The organism is Acidocella sp., from assembly GCF_013044125.1.
Taxonomy (GTDB): domain Bacteria; phylum Pseudomonadota; class Alphaproteobacteria; order Acetobacterales; family Acetobacteraceae; genus Acidocella.
The window spans coordinates 1-20,683 of sequence record NZ_JABEVC010000063.1 but is presented as its reverse complement, the minus strand read 5'-3'; the positions used below and the strand labels follow the sequence as shown (position 1 = coordinate 20,683).

Genomic DNA, 20,683 nt, shown 5'->3' with positions numbered 1-20,683 from the left:
GCTCAGCCATGCGGTTTCGGAATCAGCGGGATTCCAAAAAAGACTCACCTGCTCCGAGTCGGCCGCGCGTACAAATCTGGTTGGCGGCACAGTTCGGAAGGCAACAAATTGTCGGATCATCCTCCCACCAAGGGCTCCATCGGCGCAGTTTCTCTCATCCGCGTCCGGCCTGAGAAAAATGAACGGCGTTTCTATGCGCTTGCGGTTGATGTCGATTTGTTCGGCTGTGCGCTACTGGCACGGCATTGGGGACGGCTGGGTACGACCGGTCGGGTGCGGCTTGATGCTCATGAAACCGTTGCCGCCGCGCTGGGCGCGCTCGCCACGCTGGCGCGAACCAAGCGGCGGCGCGGTTATTGGGATAGGAAAGAATGACGCCGGTCATGCGGCTTACCGAAGGGCTGTTGGGTAGTGCCTCGGTTTGAATTTCGGCTTTGGGTGGAAAGCGGTTGGTCCGGTTTCGGGCGGCACGATAACTGCTTGGAGGCTTTCCGGCACTTGAACCGGGAAAGCCGCCGATCCCAAATCGACCCAAGTCAGTCACCAAGCTGGTGATGGAGTGATCACGGAACCGGACGCCGTGCGCTTGCGTCCCATCGCCATACCGTGGCGCGGTGTTATTGCGGGATAAATTTAAAGACGCCTGTCAATACGACTGATATGGCAATTCCGACGTTCGTACAACATTTGGATTGTATCCACGTGCTGCAAGAAACTCCTGAACACTCTGAGCGCATAAACTTTGGTTTTGCATCGGGCCAACCGTCACCGATGCTACGGGTAGCTTGGGACACTCGATGACTGTGCCATCAATGCATATGGTACCATCCTCTCGTAGCGTTGTATCAGAAGCATGATAGTATGGAATGATAAAACGCCCGCTTGTACGATAGCGGCGGGGGCGGTGAATAGGTTCGTCCCCGGAAATTATAAGCCTTATCTCCTGTTCGGAACTGAAGCAATCATGCTTGAATCTGGAAAATTCGTACTCAAGTTTCCTTGTAAGAGATTTTGCGTATGCTTCATGTGCCCAATCTGGCAACGAATGAGAGCGATTCAGTTCTGCCCTATATTCTGCAAGATATCTCTGAACCCAAAACAAGGTAAGCCTCAATTTGTCCCCCGATCTGTACACCGCCCGGGCAAGACTGCCAGCGTGAAAATGCACAAAACTGTGCGGAGCAGAGAGATCGAATTCGATACAGACACCACTCTCCTTTCCGTATGAACGCCACTGAGTAAGGTCATTACCCACCCTCGAAAACGACGCCACAAAATAATCTTTAACAACATTTTTTAAAATTAGTCCTGCAGCGTGTTCTAGGATTTTGGAAAACCCACCAAAACGCGGCTTAGTGGCCATCTTTCGAAGCGCATTAGCGGCCAGCTCCTGTCCGTGCGTGACTTCAGAAATGTCGTTCAGGTACCGAACGTGGCTAACGTATATATCGTTCGCCTCGATAATTCCAAACAGACCGCTGATGGTAGTGTAATGGAACAGCTTGTTTTCTTCAGGAAACCTCAAGACGTATTTTTTTACGAATTGTTTGACCAATGGAGATAGCTCAGCCGTGCCGTTGGCATTTTCCTCGCCTACGCGAATCGGCCACCATTCGGCGTTGAGGTACCCTGAGCCGGGCACATTAGGTGGTGAAGTCGCCACAGTTTACACCTCGAAGATCGATCAATATCGGAAGGCTGGCAGATCGCCGGGGGGCAAGCAAGCCTCTTTACTTTTCAACGAATGACCGCTTACGGTCCCGCAGCGCGTCCTGGAAATGACGATAATGGGTCATACTCGTCCTTCTGCACGCGGGTATGCCTGGACGGTCTCGAAGGCCCCCGAATGGTTCCCCCGTTTCACGGCCACCCGATTATTTTGTCCTCCACGCCTCAACTGAGACCGGATCGGAACAATTGTGAAGAGTTGCTAATGCCTCGAACGGTTGTGGTACGTGAGATAATTTGACGTTGGCAGGTTGAAAACGCCCGGTATTCAATGGCGCGATGGCAGATTCGATAGTCTCGGCATCACCGATCTTTGCGCCGCAGTATTCGCAATGATTCATCCAGTAGGGCCGGCGATGCCATTGGCTTGCGTCGCGGAAATACCGTGGGGCGGTCAGCTTGAGGTGATCTGCGATCCGCTCCGGCAAACTCTCAATATACGCCAGGACGGCGGGACTGGTGCCAGGCTCCCATTGTCGTGCGCCATCGCGGCGGTCAAATGGGGGCGCAACAACGAGCGCATAGACGGCGGCATTGCCACTGCATGTCCAACAACGAAGGTGATTGCCCGCGACGAGGTAGGTAGGCGCGCGGACGTTGAACGACGGCGCTCCTGGATTGGGACCGGCGGGCGTCTTGGCTTCCGAGCGGGGTTTGCGTTTAGGCCATAGCTTCATCCCTAGCCCCTTCCCCTGGTCCACCAAAGCACGAGAGACCTTTACCAACGCCGTAAACGTCGCCCGGCAGACTATTGAATTTTGGCGCGGCGCGGCCAGTCATTCTCACTTCCTATGCGTGCAATGTCTGCGGTGCGCCCCCGCTGACAACATCCTGACCCTGATCGGGGAGTTGGAAAACCGCATTACGACGGCCCTGTGACCTTTAGTTTCGCAGGAAACCTGGACATGCGTCACAGGCTCCCCGACCAACTGGTCCAGGAGTTCCGGTGCCTCACGGCGACACCGAACCGCGTAATGAGAGGTTTCCACACCCCAGAGCGGCGCGTACCGCCCCACGAGCCTTATATCACGTCTTTCATCTTCCGTAAGCCGGTTCGCTCCCTAACATTGAGCGTGGCATATCGCGCCGGAGTATCACCAGCCGCCTATCCTGCACATAAAATAACGGCTTTGCCGATTTCATCGGAAAAGAATGGATCATTATGATGGGAAGAAGCGTTTTTGAATTTCCTCACGCTCTTGAAGTTCAGCCGGGGTTGGTTCCTGGGGTGGTGCGTTGGGCTTTACCGAAAAGGCTTTGAATTTCGGTGCTGGGTTTGCCGCGAGTGGATGAGGCGCTGGCACGGGCGCGGGAGGGGGGAGGCGGGCTTGAATTGTGGCCCGGAATCGGGTGGCGTTTGCGAAGGTGAAGCCGCATGAGGCGCCGCTTGGGGCGCGGACAGCAAAGGCGCGTGAGGTTCGACTGTGGCAGTTTTTTGCTGATCGCGCTCCCTTTTGCGAGGGGCGATGGCGCGCGTCATTTCAACCCGGATGGTGTGCGCGGTCCAGGCCCGGCCCGTGCTGTAGGTCATGCCGAGTTTTGTCAGGACGAGCGCCAAACTGGCCCAGGATTCCTCATCCACGATTTCCCGCAACCGGGTTTGATTGCGCCGGAGGAACGGGCGGATTGTTTCGCCGCGCTTAACCAGCGGGCGCAACATCGCCGCGAGGGCTTCGATTTCATTGTCAGGAGGAATGCGTTTGCCGACCATGGTGCTATCAGGCTCCAGATTGGTTCTTTTGGTCAAGTTATTTTGTAGGTTTAGTAGCGCATTCCGTAGCGTAAATAGATGCTTGTTTCGAGGCGCTTTTAGTAGCGTCTAATCTTGCAGTGAGCGGGATTTTTGAGTTTAGCTTTTGTAGCAGACCAAGGCACCCTAGCGGGTACTTGTTGCGGCGCTCCGCCGCCGAGGATAGGATAGCGAAAATCGCCGCCCGAGTGGCCCGCAAAGCTGGAGCAGCCGATGCCCGCAGACAAGTCGCCCGCCCCTGATTCCAGCCGTCTTGCGGCCTTGGAGGCTGGCCAGACAGCCATCGTCACCGCGCTTGGCCTGGTGCTCGATACGTTGCAACAGCAGACCAATTTGCTGCACGAGCTGGTGGACGCGGCCCGTGACGAACCGGGGGCATCGCCCGTTATCACCAGCCTGGACGAGCTAACCGAAGCCGTGGTTCGGATGGGGGCAGGGGTCGAAATCCTGGCCCAGAAATTTGACGGATTGCCGGATGCCATCGGCGCCGCTTTCGCGGAAGGAGCGGGGCAGGGGAGCGCACCCGCAGCTCCGGCGTCACCCTGAGATGCTGACCTACCGCACCGGTTCAGCAGGCAGCGGGCGCGGGGCGCGGAATATGGCCGAGCACTTGTTGCAGCAAACATTGACGCCGGAGATGGCGGTGATGGCGGATTATTATGAGCAGGGCGTGGCGCCGCCAACTGCGGCGACGGCAGCGGCCAGCCGCTATTTTCGGCATACGGTGGACGGACAGTTGCGCCCAGGCGCGGCGTTGGACGAGCTGGTGAATACGGAAGCCGCGCGACTGGGCGAGAGCGCGCTGGGGCATGACGGTAGGGCGATCGAGGGTGACGAATTGCACTTGCGCGCCTTGGCCGCGTTCACGGCTGCCGGGATGATTCCTTACGACGAGGCGCTTGCCAGTTTGGCCAGGCTTACGGGCGAGATGCCGGCCGAGCGCATGGATGCTGCTATCCAGGCCGCGATCACCGAGCGCGATCATAGCAGTGCGACCGCGACACCACGCCGCGATATGAATCCGGCGCTGGCGAACCGGTTGGGCATCGACCCGAACCGCGGGCTCACAGCCAAGGAGGTTGCCTTTCTGCTCAATGGGCAACGGGCCGATGGAAAGGACATCGAGGGTAAAGAAAAACAGTCCGCAACGCTCTCTCTGGGTGAATTGTTCGGTCTCGATGCGGCAAGCAGGCCGACAAGGCCGGAGCTGGAGCGCGTGCTTGCCGGCCAGACGGCCGACGGTGAACCACTGGCCAAGGACCAGGCGGGCAGGGCGGTCATCCGCTTTATCGCCGCCATGGGGGCAAAATCGAAAGACCTCTCGCCGGTGGAACGGGAAAACATTCTCTCGGGCCGCAAGACCGACGGAAGTGAATTGTCTGACCGGGAGTACCGAGCCGGAATCGAGGCGAGCAAATCCAGGATCGGCTATATCGACCTCACCTTTTCAGCGCCGAAATCGCTCTCCGTTGCCTGGGCACTGGCACCCACACAGGCCGAGCGCGCGATGTTGCACCAGGCGCATACCGACGCGGTTCACAGCACACTTTTAGCGATTGAAACGGAAATCGGCCGAGCGCGATTAGGGCATGGCGGCAAAAACGGGTTTGAGCCGGGTTCCATTGGCTACGTCACGTTCGACCATTACTCGGCGCGGCCGACCGTCGAAGTGATCCGAGAGGACGAGCATGGCCGCCCCATGACCGAACTGCACACGCTCACCGGCACGAAAGGGCGTGTGCCGGGCGACATGCAGATTCACACCCATGCCGCGGTGATGAATGCGGTTGAGACGCAGAGCGGAAGGGTAGGCGGGCTGGATCTCGCCCAGCTCGAAGGCCGGATTCACGAATGGGGCGCGCTCTATCACGCCTATCTCGCGAAAAATGTCCGCAAACATGGCGTTGAGGTGGCGCTCGATCACCGTACCGAAATGTCACGGCTTGCGGCGGTACCCGAAAGCGTGGTGGCGCAATTCAGCAAGCGCACCTTGGGCGGCACCGAGGCCGCCCGCGCCTATGCACAAAGCCAGGGTGTGGATTGGGATAGTCTGAGCCCGGAACGCAAAATCTTTCTGCTCAAATCCGGAGTGCAGGACCCGCGCGGCGCCAAATCCGACGATGTGAGTGATATCGCGGCGTGGCGTAAAATGGCCGAGACCATCGGCTATGAACACCGCAGCGTATTGCGGCCGGATGCCATTCAAGCGGAACTCAGCCGCGAGGAACGCCTGGAGACGGCTTACCGGGCGGCATTGCCCTTGCTGGAAAAGCATTTTGACCGGCGCGCGGTGATTGATGGCGCCGATGCCCGAGTCACCGCCGCGAAAGGATTGATTATCGCGGGCATCGAATCGCCCGAGGATGTGAGCACCATCACCCGTGCGTTCCGTGAGCGCGGGATCAACCGGCGGGGCGAGAATGCGGCCTTGGTTTGGGGCAGTGTCGCCGGCACCCAGGGCAAAGAAAAAATCTCGATTACCACCACGCTGGAGGAGCGTGAGGAAACGATTCTGATTGCGACGGCGAGGGCAGGGGGGCGGGACAAAAGCGCAGCACTTCCCCCGGCGAAGATCGAGACCGCGGTTCGGGCGTTCCCCGATCTGAATTTCAAGAACGAACATGGCCAGGCGCAGCGCGCGATCATCGACAAGCTGGGTACTGGCGGCCGCATCGGGCTTGCCATCGGCGTTGCCGGTTCCGGCAAAAGCACCTTGCTCAAACCGCTGGTCCGGGCCTGGCAGGAGGAGGGGAGGGTGGTTTACGGGATGGCCCTGGCCTGGCGGCAATCCGATGACCTGGCTGAGGCAGGGATCGGCAAAGGAAACATCCGAGCCGTGGCGTCGTTTCTGAAGGGAATTGAAGCCAAGACCATACAGCTTACCCGAAACTCGGTTGTCGTGGTGGACGAGGTTGGATTGCTTGGCACGCGCCAGCTCAATGACATTCTGGCGGTCCAGAAGGAGAAAAAATTTCAGCTTGTGATGATCGGCGACCCGAAACAGATGCAGGCCGTTGAGGCCGGTCCCGTGATTGACCTGTTGCGCCGCGCCCTTGGGGCGGAGAACGTGCCGGAGCTGGGGGGTTCCGTGAGGCAGAAGGGGGCGGAGGAACGCGAAACCACGCTGATGTTCCGCAATGGGCAGACGGCTGAAGCGCTGGATCGTAAGGCGGCTAATGACACTCTGCATATCGCCCCTGGTGGCTACCGGGAAGCCATCGCGCATGTCGCCACACTTTGGCAACAACGGCGTGATGAGCATCGCGGCCGGCCGGATTTCACCATTACCGTAAGCGCTCCGACCAACACCGAAGCGCATGACATCAGCGTGGCGATCCGCGAACGCCGGCGTACGATAGGACAGATCGGCGCCGATAAGATCACCGTGCAAGCCACGGACGGGGAGGGGGTACGGAGCTACAATCTGCCTTTGGCTGAAGGCGATCGGGTACGTTTGTTTGCCCGGACCAACGCCAAATTCACCGAAACCGACACCGTCGGCAATATCGGCCGGAACGGCACGGTGCTCGAAATCACCGCGATCCATGAAGACGGCTTGATGATGCGCAACCCGTCTGGAAAAATGGGCTTTGTCGCGTGGACGACGCTCAAGGGCGAAACCAGCGGCCAGGTCCGGCTTGCTTATGGTGAGGCGCTGACGACCAACACGGCGCAAGGGTCCACCGTGACCGAGCATATTCATGCCATGCCGAGTGGCTCACGGCTGGTTTCTGCATTTGGGGCGTACACGTCGGGCAGCCGGCACCGGGAGCAGAGTTTTATCGTCACCTCAGAGGGTGCTGAGCGCTCGGAGATCGCTGGACGGCGACCGCTGGGCGACAGGCGTGAAGTTTCGCTCGGCGATGTTCTGGATAATATGAAGCGCAACCTAGCGCGGCAGCCGGAGAAGGGGTCATCCGTCGATTTTGTAGCCCGCGCGGCGAATGTGCGGCGGGGGACGATTCAGAGTGTGCAGCAATCGCACCAAAAAATACAGGCGCGTGTCGTAGCCCAGGAAGCACCGACCAGTCTGCCGGAGCGCTTTGCGAACCGGCGTCTGACCCGCGCTCTTGAAAGCCGGTTGCCCGGCTTGTCAGCGCAGTTGCGGCGCTATGGTGAAACCGTCGCTCATATAGCTCGATCCGGCACGGCTCTCGCCGAGCGGATTGCGGCCATGGCCCGGCGCCAGACCAAACGGCAGACGGTAGAACAGTATTGGGAGAGTGTGGCGGCGAAGGGTGCGTCACAGCCGGAACAAGACCAGGCCCAAAATCTCTCAAAACATCAGGGTTTGGCACATTGAGTGGAGATAAAGAAGAAAACTCACTTTCGCCCAGATCTTTCGGAAGTTGTAACCCTTTGATAAGGCTGACTCAAGTGGAGTTTCGCCACTGCACCGGCCGCGCCGACGAGACCCCACAGGCACAGGACGATGTTCGCGCTGTTATGGGTTTTGGGCTGGGCAACTGATCGCTTCCAGGTTCAGGCCGCAATTTGTTTTCCCACCAAGAAATTTTTTGCAGTCGGGGCAATACAGTGCCCCACACGGCATCAAAATTTCCGGCCTACTTTTTGAATTTATTTGCCCTGGGCACGGCTCGACATCATTGCGACAAGTAGGGCAGGGGATTGATCTGATTAGCATGTGGGGTTCCTCAAAGAGTGTGTTTGCTAGATTATCACCAAACCCAAACAAGTCGCAGGGCACCCCTTTTTTAACTGTTATCGAGGGCAGCTAGCCTATCGACTATCGCCGCCGCTCCCTTGAAGGCGCTGCTCGCCTTCTGGAAATCGCCAGCGGTTGCAGCTTCCATAAACCAACCCAACACGCCGCCATCTTCCGAGGAAGCATCAGCAACAGTCACCCCCTCAGTGCCTGCTTGAACACCGCGAATTTTGTCAGCTAGCGCAGCCACGGTAACGGTAGGAAGGTCAACTTTTTTTACCCCACCAGGAGTCGTTTCGGCTCCTAGCTCGTTTAGCTTCCTTCGTGCTGCGCGGAAATCACTGTGCAGTATTTTATTGCGGAGCTGGCGGCACAATTGAAGCGTCTCCTGATCTTCGGCCGAGAGGGAAAAGTGCGCGGCTAGGTCATCTTCGATATTTTCAAGATTCTTCTTATGGGCATATTTTTGTAGCGCGGGCACTTTACCCGCGAGCATCCGCAATTTTAATTCCACAACTGCCCCATCCGCAGCGGCAGTTTTGAACGGCTCTAAAAACATAGCCATTATTATGGATTGCTCTGACATCTTGCCTCTGGCTCGGATGACGAAAGTGGGTCTGTGAAGGGCGGACGGCGCTGATACTGTCTCATTGCTTCCAAGAGCCGTTTCGATTCTTCTTCAAAGGTTGTGTCGATAGTTTTTCCGCTTACGGCATCAATAGCAAGATATCGAAGTTTCACTGAATCCGTGGGGCGCCGAAAATATCGACCAGGTTCTTTGCTGACAACTATAGCGGCCGCATATATATCAAAAACACGGACGGCAATTATGAGGGTACCGCCGACAATTTGGGCGTATGCAAGATGACGTTCTTGGTGTGGTGTCCAGAAATTAGTAAAGGGCGGACAATTTTCCGCTTCGCCGACGTACCCAGGCAAATTATCAGTCGATGCCAAGTCCGATTTGCAAATGGCGGCGCGCAGATCGGCAGCTAGTGGGTCTGCAAGATAGGATTCACCTAGCCATAGGAATGCAAGTTCGTAGGCGATCTTCATCATTGCGTGCCGGAGGTACGCGAAGCTTACACTAAGTGACACCTGCACTAATGGGCTGTCGATGGAATTTACCGTGTAATTTTTGGATTCAATTGAAAGCTGTTCATCAGATAACGGTGGCAAGCCGTGCCGCTTCCGTTCCCGCTGAATAATTATAGGAATCTGATCTTTGTCTCGTTCGTCGACAGTTATCTGGCGCGTCTTTTTGCCGTCCGGTGTGACAATCTCGGTCGCGTGGTAAAGCTGTCTGGTGTCCAGCTTTCCCGTAGCTGTATTAAAAGTCGTTTGGGCTCGGTCTGCGGTTTGACCGATGAGCTTCACCTGACCGAGGAAAATTTCGTGTAGTACGGGCGGGTTGCCGCTGTTACCAGCCAAGCGAAGCTGTGCCCGGCGTGTTCGGATAGGAAAAAAATCGCTGAGAGCTGCATCAACGCGGGTTCCCAGCATCGAGTTGCACGGCTCGCAAACTCTGTCCGTCGTGATAGTGCCGCCAATCGCGAGCGGAAACACATGCTCAAGGCTGGGGGGCCGTTCTTCAGAGCAAAAAATGCACAGCATTGGTTCTCAATCACCCATAAATCCGCTGAAGCAGCCTCGCGCGAGGCATTATAGTGTACTGGCCGGCGTACCGATATGGCTCCGTTATGCCCATATTAGCACCTACGGCTAGACTATGCAGGTGGGGATTGAGCGATAGTGCGGCTTCTGCCTCATTAGGATTTCGGCCAGCTCTTCATAGTCACCTCCCATGCAGATGCAGCCTCGTCAATCATGGCGATGAGCCCTCTGTCTTTATCGTCATGGAGCGCAACACCCGTCTTCAGCTTTGGCAGGACTCCACGGGCGTATTTGCAGGCTTCCAGGAACGCGGATGCGACTGCTGCGACATTTAGCGGTGTGATATCGTCTGGCGTCCGACTGCGCAGAATCTCCGCTGCGCCCTCGCGCGCAATTTCTATCGTGTTGTAGACTATCACCACGTCCATCGCGTCGCTGCCGTCTAGCAAACCGATTTTGGGAGCGCTGCCAGGATAGATGACGGCGGCAGGAACGCGGGAGGAGCTATCCACCATGCGCGCCGTAATCGGGCCGTTCGTCTTCGTCGCAAGGTTTCTGAGCGATGTGTGTGCGCCAAGGGAGCGCCCGACGAGCTGGCGCATCTCGGTGGCAAGCGACTTCCGCAATGCGTCAACCTCACGCTCCTCGCTGCGTCGCATCGCCTCCACCTGCATCTGCGCTGCCTGGCGCGTGGCTTTGGCCTGCAAGGTTCCTGCAATGTAGGCCACGGCTCCGGCGATGAGCGCGAACACGCCTCCTATCAAGCTCCCCCAATCGGTGAATAGCTTGTATACGGTCAGGTAGGAAGGCCAGCCCATGTTCATCGCTGCGGCTCCTGGTCGCTCAAAATCCGCCGGACACCTTGCGTGCGACCGCGACCTTTGCCGGAGGCTTGTCTTTCGAAGCGGCCAGCAGGTAGGTGATGCGGCAGGGCAGGGGCATCTTTTCGGCCCAACTGTCGTTGGTGAGCTTCGTATCCCGGAAGGCCGCGCACAGGCAGAAGCCCGCCGCCTTCAGCTCGGCAATGCTTCCGTCCAGCGTGTCGCCGTAGCCGAGGAGTTCCGACTGCGGAGCAACGTCGAAGATGTCCATGCAGTCGCGCACGAAATCTACGATGCCCGCAAACGCTTCCTGCGCCGAGCGCGGCAAATCGGCCACGCTCATAGCGCAAATTGCCCCGAAGCCGGGGCCGTCCTGCATCAATGCGAGGAGCTGACGTCCATCCACAACGCGGGCATCAAGGAGGAGGTGTTCGCGGTCAAACGCTTCCCGCTGCTTCTGCATCTCTTCGCCCGTGGGAGGGCCTTTCAGAGTGTTGAAAAAGTCGAGGTCGTCGAATTTTAAGGCGCGCCCGATGGCGCGGCGCGTGTCGGTGCTGCTCGGCTGGCCCTGCTCGACGCGCTGGATGGTGCGGGTTTGCAGGCCAGACAGCTCGGCCAGAGTCTCTTGCGTCCAGCCATGGGCGGTGCGGAAGGCCTTCACCATCCAGCCGATTTCTTCCGGCGTAAGGTGGCGCGGGCCGCCTTCGGCCGTTTGGTTTGGCTCTGCGGTGGCAGTGGTCATGGGTCAAGCTCCTGTTGCTGCTCTGACCATGCGGGCCGCGGGGCTGGCGCAACACGACAGCCGCACGACAGCATAGCGATAACCCAATTGTATGCCAGCCGCACAGGCTGTTTATGGGTTGCGGCTTATCGATCCGAGCGAAGGTTTTCGCCCAATCACGCATGATAACGTCCTTTATCATGCGTTAGATACACGGTAGGAAAGGGGTGTGCAGACATTGAAGATCAAACGATACCGGGTTCCAGTTATAGGACTCCAAAAGCACGTCGATCCTCTTAAGGGGCGGCTTTGGGGCTGCGACGCCATTACCGAAGCCGAAATCCGGACGGCGGTTGCCGCCCGGCAATTTGAGACCGAGGCCTGGGATAGCGCCAGCGCCAACCTACAAGGACCATCTGGCCGCGACTTTCATATCCGCCGCGTCGCCCATTTCGTGGAGAGCGGGCTTCCCAATGACAAGCATAGCATCCAACTCGATCTACAGCGGCAGCCCGACGGGAGCGAAATTGGAGTTATGAACGGAAATCACCGCATCGCCGCCGCTATTGTCCGGGGCGATGCGCATGTCGAAGCGCTATTGTATGTTTGGGATCGGGTGGACATCAGCCGGTTGCTGCCGGGAGCGGTTGAAACATGACGCTTCCCGACCAGATTCCCGAGATCATCCAGCCCGGCGCTTTGACGCCGATGCCCGACACCCGTCTGGTGCCGGTGATGATTGCCGCCGCCGGCGAGCAAGCGTGCTGGCGCTAGATCGAATTTTTCACCGCCAACATCCGCTACCCGAACACCCGGCGGGCCTATGGCGCATGATCCGCCGGCGTGCTGTTGCTGTTGGTATCAACGCGTCGATCGGCAACCACAGCTTTCGTGCGACAGGGAGCACGGCGTATCTTTCCAACGGTGGTGCGTTGGAACACGCGCAGGAAATGGCGGCGCATGAGTGTCCACGAACGACCAAGCTCTATGATCGGACTAAGGAACGGTTGACACAGGACGAAGTGGAAAGGATCAGGTTGTGAGCAAAGCGCCGGGCAAGCGCACGGACTTAAGGCCTTACATTAGATTTCAGCTTGCTCAACTATCGGCCCAAAATGCCGCGCATGATTTTGAGCATCTGGCGTTTGATCTCGCGCGCGTGCGGGTTGCTTCAAACCTTTTGCCTGCCACTGGTCCTGTCCAGTCTGGAGGCGATCAAGGGAGAGATTTCGAGAGCTACCGCACTTATCTCGCCAAATCACCACTCGCTAATTCATCATTTGCCGCTCTGGCTACTGAGGGAATCATTGCCGGAGCATGCACACTCGACAAAAAGATCGTACGTAAAATCAAATCGGACCTGCGAACCATTTTTGCATCGGGCGAACGGCCAACCCATATAGCTTACTTCTGCGAGCCAGACCTGCCGGTTGCAAAGCGACACATCCTGAAAAAGTACTGCCAAGATAACCACGGAGCTGTGCTCGACATTTTCGACGGGCAAGCGATTGCCGATATGCTTGCTGATCGGGATACAAGCTGGATTGCGGATAAATATCTGGATATACCATCAGATTTGTGGCCGACCACGTCGCTGGACGAGCACTACACTTCCTCGCGTGATCGTTGGCTGACACAGAACCAGACGCCGGAGAACTACGCGGATTTCATTGAGATTAAGCGCGGTCTGCGAGCCGCAACTTTTGAGGATGACGCTAAGCGCGACCTCGGTAGATGGATAGAGGCGATGCGGCGCTTCCTCGCCGTCGGCCTTCCGGATCGCTTGATACAGAAAGCCCGCTATGAAATCTCGGTCGCGGAACTCCGAGGCCGTGGTTCCCTTGACCCCGCGATGGCACTTGTCGAGACCTTCCTCGCGACGGCATCGAACGATCGTCCCGCTGCCGAGCTGCTCGACGCCGCGGTTCTTACGGTCTACGCATGGGGTTCCAGGGAGCATAAGCAAAGCTCGGCTTCACCCGAAAAGTTGGCTGAATGGCTTAAACGAAATGATGAGGTGCTCGCAGATGCTTTAGCTGCCAACCCGTCGCGTGGCGACCGCTGTCTGTTGCTCGAAGCCCAGGCACTCACGGCCTTTCTTCCGCGTGAAACTGACCTCGCCCCAAAAGACGGTCTAAATCGCTTCTTTGATCGCTGGCAGGCCACAGTCGATATAGTGCGGGAAACGCCGCTTTTCCCGATTACCCACATCGCGGATATTTTTGAGGCCACCGCCACCCTGGTCGAACCCAACGAGCAGCTCCGCTCCCTCATCAGTCAGGTTGATGCACTGGTTGCACAGCGCGCTGGAAAAGGGGCTGCCGCCGATCGTGCACGGCGCCGCGCGGTCAATTATCTTGCTGCCGGTCGGTGCATGGCTGCTATTGACGAACTTCACCACGCGAAAGCCGACTGGTTCACCGGCGAGGCCATCGAGGGGTCGATTCTCTCGATGCTGTTGCTCAGCCAATCCTACGAAGACCTTGGGCTACATATGGCAGCCCGCTACTATGCGGCCGGCGCACTCTTCACCGCCTTGCACGTCGATAACGAGCGTACCTCACGGTTAGTAGGAGAAGCGGCCTTCCGTGTTGCTGATACCTTTTACGTTGCCGGTGAGGGAATAACGTACGTTCACAGCCTGAGTTTCGCATTGGCAGCTCACCATGGGGTTGCGAGCAATCCACATGACTGGACCAAGCATCCCCAGGTGCAAAGATCGTTCGCCCATGCTGTAGTTCTACGTGCGATTGCCAGTCACATTGCGCCACGAATGATTCCCCTGATCGACGACGGGATCGCGGCTTGGCCACTGCCGAAATCAGAACAAAACACCTTTCGTGTCATGTCTGATGAGCCACCCTGGTCTAGCATGACGGCCGATGAGATCGAGGGGAAGATCGCCACTGAGTTGGGGCAGCATCCATTTGGCGATATAGGCGCAGAGAGGTCTATGGCCTGGTCCTCTTTCGGTGTCCTTTGGACCGTACGTTGCGTGAATGACAGAGACACTTGGCTTGCCGCGCTCGAACTGGCGGCCGCAGTTCAAATTGTACAGGTCGAGTTTGCCGACGTTGATCTCTTGATCATTCCGTCAAGCGTGGTGATTGACGTTGAGCTAAACGACGGGACAGCGCCGATCTGCGTTCAACTGCCGGATAACGGCAAGCTGGGGTGGAAGGTCACCATGCCGAAGGCAACGCCAGACACACCGAGTCAAGAATATGAAGCCTACTTGGTGGGCGTGGTTCTGATGGTGCTGGGTCAGACTACCGCGCTCTCGGTGCCAAAGTTAGGTGAGCTGATTGAGAAAAGAATAGAGCGCGGTCTCCCCGCGCGCGTGTTTTCCGTGCGGCCCTTGCGTGAGTTGATGAAGCTTGCGCAACCAGACAATCCCGCCTTTGCTGAGCTGGCATCAGTGACGCGACCCGCCCTTCACACCAATTTTCAGCCAATTGAGGCGGCCGAACTCTGTTGGCGGACTGGTCCAGGACCTGGTTACAGCCGCTCCCTAGCTGAAAAATACCTACAGAACCGCTATGAGACAACCACACGCGGCCTGCGTCTGACGTTGCCACGGGTCATCAAGGACAAGAGTTGTCGCCACCTGCTCTTGCGCCTGAGAGCAGAGGGATGTCTTGACTGGCAGATTCTAAACGCGCTGCTCACCATTGTGGTACAATGGCAGGTTGAGACGAAACTTGGCCGCCCAATTTCCCCTACGGGTGATTCGCGGGCAATGATGGATCGCGCCTTCCGGGAAGAGCGGGAGGACGACCCGCACTTTGATCTTGGCTTACTGACGGAGCAAAGAATCCGGATGCAGTTGAAGCTGGGTATCCCGGCTGTCTTTAAGACGTGGGGTCTCGTGTCTCACCGGCCTACCCCAGATTTCGATGCAATGAAGCGCTTATTGGATGAGCGCTATCAGCATTCAGCGGACGATATCCCCCATCCTGATCCCTTGGCGCGGGGTAATGCGGCCGAAGTGGCCGGGACGATCTGCTTGTAGGCCCGCCGTTACTTCGGGTCATCAAGTCCTCCAGCATAAGTACCATGCCTAGATTAGGCAATCGTACTTTCCATAATTAACATTCTGCGATTAATACTAACTATTGAATTCCCTCAAGAATTTGCGACTTTTGCTTATTGAGTCATGGATATCCGTTTAAAAATAACCCTGCCCTCGCGGCGTTTGATGAGCCAGATAAAAAAACCCACGGTGATGCCGACGTCAATAAAAATCAACAAAATGCGGAAGCCATGCGTGACTGGCGGCATAAATGCCAGCTCCCCCACCAATAACAACGGTGATAATAAGGCGCTTAGAGTTACCCCGTAACTAAGTTCTGCTTGCCACTCCTAACTTCAGTAATCGCCATCGCTCTTATCGTCCGGAGTTGGCAGGTTGCGGGGGTTCGGTCCAGACCGGCATCAAACAGTAATGCTGGCCGTTTGCGTCGGCGGCTATGGATTTTTTGCAGGCTGCGAGTGCTGAGACCGGATCGTTATAGGCCATGAGCAACGCCCAGTCGGCGGCGGCGTTCGGACCGAACCTCATGGCGGCATTCGTCGTATTGCCGATAATCTCGCCTTGAGTCCGGCCCGCAGTGTAGCCCGTGCCATAAGTGAGGCATCCACCAACCGCCACCACCCCGAGCAAGGCCGCAGTCCCGCCGAGTATGGTCCGCAACCTAAGCGTTTTTTGGCGGTATTGCATGGTTTTTTCGACCGTGGCGACCAGTTGCGGCCCTAGCTGGTCGATAATCGCTGCACAAGAAGTGTGCAGTTGCGGAAGGGCTTCGTTCGACACTGTTTCTTGCACGATCGCCGAGGCATCGTTCAGAACATGAGTAATCTCCCGGTGCGCGGTTTCAAACGCCTCATAAATATCGACTTGCGTGTCAAAGGAAAACGCCACCGCCTTGAGGTAATCGGCCAATGGATCATTTTTCAGGATCGCAGCAGCGGCGGCTTGCTGTAAATTCTGCTGTGCCAGCGCGATCTTCTGGCGCAAGATTTCATGGCGCGGGGGGGCGGTTACGGAATCCATGAACCGATCCCGTCAAAGCGCCGATCCATGGTATCCATCCAGGCACGCACCCGCGCGGCATCAAAAATGCCGAGAGGCGGTGAAACGAGGCCGTCACGCGCGTCGTGAAAAAGGCAGCGGCGGATTTCGACAGCCTCCGCTGCGAATAACCGCGGCATCCATACTTGAACGCTCGACCTTGCCAATTCCGCAAAACCGGGCAGGGTCGTAATCCGCGCAAACGCCTCTCTGCGCGTCGTCCCCGCATCAATCGCGACCTCATTCAAGACCAACGCTTGGGCTTTTGCGGAAAAGCCGCGTGAGGTTAACGTCAGTGCGGGTATCAAATCCTCCGCTTGGGTGCCGAGCATGTAGAGCATGACGGGCACCAGGCCGGACGCTTCGATTTGTGACGCCAGCTCCGGCATTTCGCTCGCCAGGGTGCGCAGTGTCGTATCGCCGCCGCCAAGATCAACAATGGCAGATTGTCTGTTCTTAACGCAATGCTCCATCAATTGTTGCAACCAACGGGTAACGCCGGCCGGATTGTCCGTTTCGGGCCTCACCACACCCTCAAAATATTGCGAGAAGCTGGCATTACTTGGATCAATGTCGGCTAGAATTGTTTCACCACCGCTCTGGACAGTTTTTTCCGCGATCCACCGAAGTAGCGTGGTTTTGCCGGTTTTGCCGCGACCAGCCGCGAAGATGATTTTGGGCTTACCGCTAAGATCGATACCTTGCTCAATAAGGGGTTCCGGCTCCTGCTTGGGGGCCAGGGCAGTTAAATCAACCTCCCTACCCCTGAAGGCGCTTGAGCCGGGCGTGAAGGGCGCTCCGGCTTTCGGCTTGGGTAATCTGGTTGAAGATTTTTGCGGGCTCGTATCGGCCATAATGCGTTCCTTTGCTGTTATCAGGGCACCAAAGGTTGCGACCTCAGCACATCGAGAGGCGGCGCTTCCATCGTGTTCAGAGTAGGCTGCCATGGGCTATCGGGAATGCGGGCTTCCGCCCGCGAATCCCGTTCAAGATTGCTGGCATTGCTCACAGCAAGAGCGTAATCCGGGCCAGCCTTGGCCGCGACACTCATCCAATAGAACGACGCGGCTCTATCGAGGTTCGATTCGATTTCAGACATTGAGGGTTTCCTTTACTTTGGTTGACTCGGTTTAAAAAATCGATTGGCAGCTACCCTGGCTGCCATCTCCGGCCGCCGGAAATAAATCGGCCGGCCACAGCGCATTGGCGGAGCGCCACGAATGAGAACAAACATCTCATCGTCCCGGCAATCGTGCATCAACTCTGCTTTGCGAGTGAGGGGCCTGGAAATCTCGTGCGAGTTGGTTGTGGAACCGCGCGAGCGGTTGCCGGTCTCAAAGCCCTTCCCCGATGTGCCGCTATTCACGCCTTCCGAACTGGCGATGACGCCATACGTTCCGCAGCTATTTTCCAATTCCGTCGCGGTATCCAAATCCTGCACCGCGGCATAGCAGCGATAAGAAACGCCGTCATACCAGGCGCGTTTGCCTTGCTCGCCCCATTGATCGACTATCTGCCCCGTGGATTGATAGAGCAATTGCATCGTGATTCCGTATTTCCGGCCAGCATCACGCGCGGTCTCTAAGATCTTCATATAGCCGAGTTGCTTGGCTTCATCGAGAAGATAAAGTATCCGCCCCGCCACATTGCCATCCGCCTCATATGCCGCGTTCAGGAGCGCGCCGATGATGGTGCGCGAAATGCCGGGCGTCGTTTCAAGTACCTTTAGCGGCATCTTGAGGAAAACCGTCACCTTGCCGTTAAGCAAATCCTTTGTTTTGAAAGTGCTCTTGGAAACAAGGTCGGCATACGCCTCGTTGGCCAGCCAGCCGGTCAACTCGGCGGCGCTGCCAATCACGCCGCTGAATGTCTGATCCACCAGGCCGCAAAGTGTGCCGGCGTGCTGGCGGGCGTATTTGTTAGGGCTGGTTTCATAGATGCCGCTCAGGACGGCGCGCAAAACCGGCGTCGGCTTCGCGATGGCATTGCGCACCGAGGCCAGGGTTTTAAGTTCAGGCGGCGTTGCTGGGTCACTCAGAATATGAGCCGTTAGACAACGTACGACGTTCCGGCCAAACTTGTCGAAAAATCCGCCATTGCCGGGCAGGTCTTTGGGCGGATCACCACACACCCATGTCACGATGGATTCAATATTTGTGGACGCCAGCGGTGAATTTATATCAATCCATTCGAGGACATTGAGACCCACAGCCGAGCCGGGTGAAATCTCATAAACGGTATGCCCCATCTTTTCGCGCGCGTCCCGCAACATTGGCGCGATCTCGCCAGCGGGATCGAGAATCACCGCAGAACCCGTCCAATACAGGAGGGTTGATATCGCGGAGGCCGTTTTGTAGCCGCCGCTGCCAATCACCATCATGGAGTGCGTAGAGCCTTCTTGACACGGGTCTATCAAAAGCGGGGCTTTACCCCCCTGCCCCCAGCTTTTTTGGTTCTCGGGCAAGAAAGGCATTTTCGCCACCTTGTCCTGATCGACCCGGTAGGCTTCGCCAACCACCACCCCGCCGAATACGGGGTTCGGCCCAGTAAACCTCTGCTTTGCGCGTTCCATGGTCAACCATTCAGCATGACCATGATTATCCGTCACCGCCAGCGGTGAGCGCACCAGGCCGCCGAACAGAGGGCGGCGTAACTTTGCGCCCGTCAGGCGCTGACCGCGCGCGACGACGGCGAACAACATGACGACAGGCGGCGCAGCTCCGGCCGCGGCGCCAATCTTAAGCCAGAGGGCGACGCGCGGGTTGCCGTCGAAGTTAAAAAAATACAACCACCATTGATAGAACGGGTGAGGAAAATAATGCAGAAGACCAGTGCCAAATAAGAAAACCATGGAGGCAACGACCGTCCAGGCAATTCCCGCCATGATAAGCCCGAAGCCTGCTTTAACGATAGCCTGGCCGGTTGCGTCCGAGATTGATACACTCATCGTCAAACTCCCCTTGTTTAAGCAGCCAGCATCAAATCGCCGGCATTTTCTCCCCGGCGCGCGGCATCGGGCGCAAACCAGACTTCCTGAATTTGGTAGAGCGTCCCCTCATTATGGAACGGGATAATTAAATCCACGGCAGACGACAAAAAACTAACCAGTGTTTTATCATCCCACTGGCCGCCTTGAGAGCTACCTTTTACGAGCGTGAACAGCCGCTTGAAGGCTTGTTCGGCAGTTTTTCCGTGTATCGTCGTGATGCTGCCAGGATGACCGCTCACGACTTCATTGATATAGGTCCATGCCGCATCATCACGCAGCTCTTGCAGCAAGATACGGTCCGGCTTCATCCGTAGGCACGCTTGCAACAGCATCTCAGCCGTCACGCGAGACTGGCCGATATTGTCTTTCGAGTAGAGCAGCCGGACGTGGTTCGAGTGGCGTATCACCAGCTCCAGCGTGTCCTCGATGGTGATAAGACGCTCATGGTCCGGAATGGCGTCGATGAGGGTTTTGCTCATTGTGGTTTTGCCGGAGCCCGTCGCGCCGCACAGTAAAATCGTCAATTTTGATTGCACGGCTTTTTGCAGAAAGGCTTGCAGATTTCCTGAATCGTACAGCGCCAGCAGCTCGCCGTAGTCGCGCGTCGTGCCTTCTTTGCGGCCATCCCAGCGATTCCATCGGGTGGTTTCATAACGGTTCGACACAGCAGCCAAAGGCGACACCGAATTGCCCGGCTTGCGGATCGTCATGCTAAGCGTCCCAGCCGGAACAGATGGCGGCATACAAATTTGCAATCGCTCGCCGCCCGGCAGTTCCGTCGCGCAGAGCGGATTGCACGCGCCGACATCCTGTTTCCGTAGCGCGCCGGCCAGTGTGGCGATATCCTCCAAATCGAAATAATCGAATGCCACTTCCTCGCGGCGGAACACGCCCTTTTGCCGAACAAACAACTCGCCAGGGCGGTTGATACAAACTTCCTCCGTGGCAGGATCATCCAGCCACGGAGCCAGGGGTTTTATCAGATAATTGAGTTGAAGCGCCGCCTCACCCGCCATAACCGCCCCCCGAATTGTTAACTTGAAGTTTATAGACATTTGAGAAATCAAGATCATGGGCGACGATAAGTGAAACCGTGTCGCCCTGATTTTTGCTCAATGTTGGAGCGATGTTGATGCTGTTTTCCAGGGCTGTATTGGCGATCTGTTGGCCATTGCTCTGGCCCGAATAGACAAACCCAGCGGCGGCTTGCTGCGTGGAAGAATTAGGCCTGTTCGGCTGAGCGGAACAAAAAACCGGCATAAGCCTATTCAAAAGTCCCATGCGGATGTAGGGTTTCTGAGAGGCCTGAGACCGCCGTTGATG

The 20,683-nt window shown here is 57.1% G+C and carries 19 protein-coding genes; 6 read left to right on the top strand and 13 right to left on the bottom strand.

Translation table 11 applies throughout. From position 1 onward, the window contains the following. Positions 1-108: 108 nt before the first annotated feature. Positions 109-375 carry a WGR domain-containing protein gene (locus tag HKL97_RS03645; RefSeq protein WP_291422743.1) on the top strand — a complete coding sequence of 89 codons (267 nt, stop codon included), beginning with the start codon at positions 109-111 and terminating at the stop codon, positions 373-375. 271 nt (positions 376-646) lie between these two features. Here HKL97_RS03645 and HKL97_RS03640 read toward each other — a convergent pair whose 3' ends face one another. The 3 genes from HKL97_RS03640 to HKL97_RS03630 form a co-directional block, all read right to left on the bottom strand. Next, positions 647-1,663: a DUF2971 domain-containing protein gene (locus HKL97_RS03640; protein WP_291422742.1), complete on the bottom strand. Its 1,017-nt coding sequence runs from the start codon at positions 1,661-1,663 to the stop codon at positions 647-649. Positions 1,664-1,874: 211 nt separating this feature from the next. Further along, positions 1,875-2,405, bottom strand: a complete 531-nt coding sequence (locus tag HKL97_RS03635; RefSeq protein WP_291422741.1) for a hypothetical protein — start codon at positions 2,403-2,405, stop codon at positions 1,875-1,877. 566 nt (positions 2,406-2,971) lie between these two features. Next, a complete protein-coding gene (locus tag HKL97_RS03630; protein WP_291422740.1) occupies positions 2,972-3,439 on the bottom strand; it encodes a hypothetical protein in 468 nt (155 codons plus the stop codon). 252 nt (positions 3,440-3,691) lie between these two features. On the opposite strand from HKL97_RS03630, the gene HKL97_RS03625 reads away from it, so the two are divergent. Both HKL97_RS03625 and mobF read left to right on the top strand, forming a co-directional pair. Next, positions 3,692-4,024 (top strand): hypothetical protein, encoded by a 333-nt coding sequence (locus tag HKL97_RS03625; protein WP_291422739.1) that lies wholly within the window; start codon positions 3,692-3,694, stop codon positions 4,022-4,024. Further along, the gene (gene mobF / locus HKL97_RS03620; protein ID WP_291422738.1) at positions 3,954-7,781 is read left to right on the top strand and encodes a MobF family relaxase; all 3,828 of its coding nucleotides are present in this window, start codon (positions 3,954-3,956) and stop codon (positions 7,779-7,781) included. The genes HKL97_RS03625 and mobF overlap by 71 nt, the downstream gene beginning before the upstream one ends. Before the next feature lie 412 nt (positions 7,782-8,193). Here mobF and HKL97_RS03615 read toward each other — a convergent pair whose 3' ends face one another. From HKL97_RS03615 to HKL97_RS03600, 4 genes are all read right to left on the bottom strand, one after another. Continuing rightward, positions 8,194-8,730 carry a hypothetical protein gene (locus HKL97_RS03615; protein WP_291422737.1) on the bottom strand — a complete coding sequence of 179 codons (537 nt, stop codon included), beginning with the start codon at positions 8,728-8,730 and terminating at the stop codon, positions 8,194-8,196. After that, entirely contained in the window at positions 8,712-9,758 is a 1,047-nt protein-coding gene (locus tag HKL97_RS03610) for an HNH endonuclease (RefSeq protein ID WP_291422736.1), read from the bottom strand. Before HKL97_RS03610 ends, HKL97_RS03615 begins: the two co-directional genes overlap by 19 nt. Before the next feature lie 155 nt (positions 9,759-9,913). Next, a complete protein-coding gene (locus HKL97_RS03605) occupies positions 9,914-10,582 on the bottom strand; it encodes a hypothetical protein (RefSeq protein ID WP_291422735.1) in 669 nt (222 codons plus the stop codon). Positions 10,583-10,601: 19 nt separating this feature from the next. Then, positions 10,602-11,321: a helix-turn-helix domain-containing protein gene (locus HKL97_RS03600; protein WP_291422734.1), complete on the bottom strand. Its 720-nt coding sequence runs from the start codon at positions 11,319-11,321 to the stop codon at positions 10,602-10,604. A 208-nt stretch (positions 11,322-11,529) separates the two neighbouring features. On the opposite strand from HKL97_RS03600, the gene HKL97_RS03595 reads away from it, so the two are divergent. The 3 genes from HKL97_RS03595 to HKL97_RS03585 all read left to right on the top strand — a co-directional run bounded on the left by HKL97_RS03595 (position 11,530) and on the right by HKL97_RS03585 (position 15,312). After that, on the top strand, positions 11,530-11,958 hold the full coding sequence (locus HKL97_RS03595) for a hypothetical protein (RefSeq protein ID WP_291422733.1): 429 nt from the start codon (positions 11,530-11,532) through the stop codon (positions 11,956-11,958). A gap of 103 nt (positions 11,959-12,061) precedes the next feature. Then, complete coding sequence (locus HKL97_RS03590) at positions 12,062-12,343, top strand: tyrosine-type recombinase/integrase (RefSeq protein WP_408820657.1); 282 nt, start codon at positions 12,062-12,064, stop codon at positions 12,341-12,343. Next, a complete protein-coding gene (locus HKL97_RS03585) occupies positions 12,340-15,312 on the top strand; it encodes a hypothetical protein (RefSeq protein WP_291422731.1) in 2,973 nt (990 codons plus the stop codon). The genes HKL97_RS03590 and HKL97_RS03585 overlap by 4 nt, the downstream gene beginning before the upstream one ends. A 375-nt stretch (positions 15,313-15,687) precedes the next feature. On the opposite strand, the gene HKL97_RS03580 is transcribed toward HKL97_RS03585, so the two are convergent. From HKL97_RS03580 to HKL97_RS03555, 6 genes are all read right to left on the bottom strand, one after another. Next, positions 15,688-16,353, bottom strand: coding sequence for a hypothetical protein (locus HKL97_RS03580; RefSeq protein WP_291422730.1), 666 nt, complete (start codon positions 16,351-16,353; stop codon positions 15,688-15,690). Beyond that, positions 16,341-17,225 carry a zeta toxin family protein gene (locus tag HKL97_RS03575; protein ID WP_291422729.1) on the bottom strand — a complete coding sequence of 295 codons (885 nt, stop codon included), beginning with the start codon at positions 17,223-17,225 and terminating at the stop codon, positions 16,341-16,343. The genes HKL97_RS03580 and HKL97_RS03575 overlap by 13 nt, the downstream gene beginning before the upstream one ends. 20 nt (positions 17,226-17,245) lie before the next feature. Then, positions 17,246-17,470, bottom strand: coding sequence for a hypothetical protein (locus HKL97_RS03570; protein WP_291422728.1), 225 nt, complete (start codon positions 17,468-17,470; stop codon positions 17,246-17,248). A gap of 12 nt (positions 17,471-17,482) precedes the next feature. Then, positions 17,483-19,318, bottom strand: a complete 1,836-nt coding sequence (locus HKL97_RS03565) for a type IV secretory system conjugative DNA transfer family protein (protein WP_291422727.1) — start codon at positions 19,316-19,318, stop codon at positions 17,483-17,485. 17 nt (positions 19,319-19,335) lie between these two features. Further along, positions 19,336-20,376: a P-type DNA transfer ATPase VirB11 gene (gene virB11, locus HKL97_RS03560; protein WP_291422726.1), complete on the bottom strand. Its 1,041-nt coding sequence runs from the start codon at positions 20,374-20,376 to the stop codon at positions 19,336-19,338. Then, positions 20,366-20,683: TrbI/VirB10 family protein (locus tag HKL97_RS03555; protein ID WP_291422725.1), on the bottom strand; the 318-nt coding region annotated here is incomplete at its 5' end. The genes virB11 and HKL97_RS03555, both read right to left, overlap by 11 nt.